This is a genomic window from Nitrosomonas sp. Nm132 (assembly GCF_900100485.1).
GTDB lineage: Bacteria > Pseudomonadota > Gammaproteobacteria > Burkholderiales > Nitrosomonadaceae > Nitrosomonas.
Window position 1 is genome coordinate 1 of the sequence record NZ_FNDH01000109.1, and the last position, 1,641, is coordinate 1,641.

Consider the following 1,641-nt stretch of genomic DNA (forward strand, 5'->3'; position numbering starts at 1 on the left):
GCTTCGCAGGCACACCCGGCTTGAGCGCCAGCGGAGTTCGCGTGTCGCGCAGCAGTTGTTTGCTTTTCTCGTCCAGGCAGACGACAGGTTCTTCCACTTGGAACGGACGGGCATAGAGATCCAGCAGATTGTACATCCGCTGCCGGTATTCCTCAGTCAGAGTGCCAATGCACCACATCAGTTTGCGCCACGGCTTGATGCAGTTTTTTTTAACAGCCGACGGATAGTCTCGCGACTGATCGGCCCAATTCCCTCATGCGCTCGTGCGGCCTGCTCCAGTAATTCGAGCGTCCAACGTTTAGCTCCTGCCGGCGGCGTGGAATATGCTAAAGCAGAAACCTGCGCTTCGACGTCCGCGCCGTACCGGGGCGGCTTGCCTGGCCTCGCCACGTCGTGCAGAGCATATCCCGGCCCACCCTCCAGATATGCGCTACGCGTGCGCCAGATGGCGGTTCGCCCGATGCCGAGAACCGCCATGATCTGGGATTCAGGAATGCCACGATCCAGCGCAGCAAGAATATGGGCTCGATTAACCTCTCGCGCCGCGTGCAATCCCTTCGCACGGTACGATTCAATCAATTGGCGATCCTCGTCGGTGAGATGCAATTCGGTCTGGCGCATGATCAACTCCTCGTGGCAGGGTGGATGTGCCTCAGTATAACAATGTTTTGTTGTTTATGTGTTGTGATACTAGTTTAAAATGCTTTTTCAATCGTGTAGCCTGGTGCTGGATTCGCGCACTAAGACGAAGAAGCCAGCGCCAGCGCATGACGTGGGAGCAGTTTGGACGATTGTGGAAATGCTTTGCCCCACCAATTCGGATTCTTCATGATTTACCCTTCGAGCGTTTTGCCGCCAGAACCTGAGGCAGGAGTCCAGTGCATTAGTAGTGCATGCTGGGATCTGTGCGAGGGGCGCCGGGTAACTGGCATTCCTATCGCGACCGACATTTCGGTATGAATATGATGTGGTATTTGCACTCCCATTTGCTATGGCTTAGGTTTTCACTCTCGTCCATCTCGACTCTCCTTTTATCGTGTGCTTGGCGGCTCACGATCCGAGTTTCGCTGATGGACTCCCGTATATGTCAAACTGCTACTGTCACCCCGGCATAGCCGGGGGATTTCCCGTCATGGGTTAGCGCTTCACCCGTCGTGTTCCGTTGGAATAAGTTCAATCTCGGCGTAGTTTAATGTGCAACTGTATTGACGGAACGTACCGCTAGTGAGCGAGCTTTTTGACCGTGTCTACGCATAAAGTGTAAAAAAACACGGATAGCGCTAATGTGAAGGGCTATGATGCAGGAAAGAAAGTGTCGGGGATCAAGCGCCACATTGCGGTCGATATACAAAGACTTCCCCATGCGATTGCCGTCACAACCGCTGAGGTAGCGGATTGTCCGGGCGCTCTTCCTTGCGCCCGGACGCTGTGCAGCAGAATTGCAGCAAGTGCAATGCATTCTGGCCGAGGATGGATGCCAAGGCCAACCTTTCGCTAAGGCGGTAGAGGCGCTACTCGGAGCTAAGGTCAGACAACCTGATCTCGGAGCATCCCTCGTTTTTAAAGCATTCTAAAGAACAAATATAAATCAATCGATTACATGTGCCAGGGGAGGAGATACAAAAATAGGCAGTCAAACAA

Annotated in this window: 1 protein-coding gene and 1 pseudogene; one reads left to right on the forward strand and one right to left on the reverse strand. The window is 53.5% G+C overall.

Translation table 11 applies throughout. The features are described from left to right. Positions 1–177: 177 nt before the first annotated feature. Positions 178–579 (reverse strand): helix-turn-helix domain-containing protein, encoded by a 402-nt coding sequence (locus BLP80_RS14825; RefSeq protein WP_218120477.1) that lies wholly within the window; start codon positions 577–579, stop codon positions 178–180. Between the two features lie 685 nt (positions 580–1,264). Here BLP80_RS14825 and BLP80_RS16470 point away from each other — a divergent pair. Then, positions 1,265–1,529, forward strand: a pseudogene (locus tag BLP80_RS16470) (transposase); the annotation flags it as partial. Positions 1,530–1,641 lie beyond the last annotated feature (112 nt).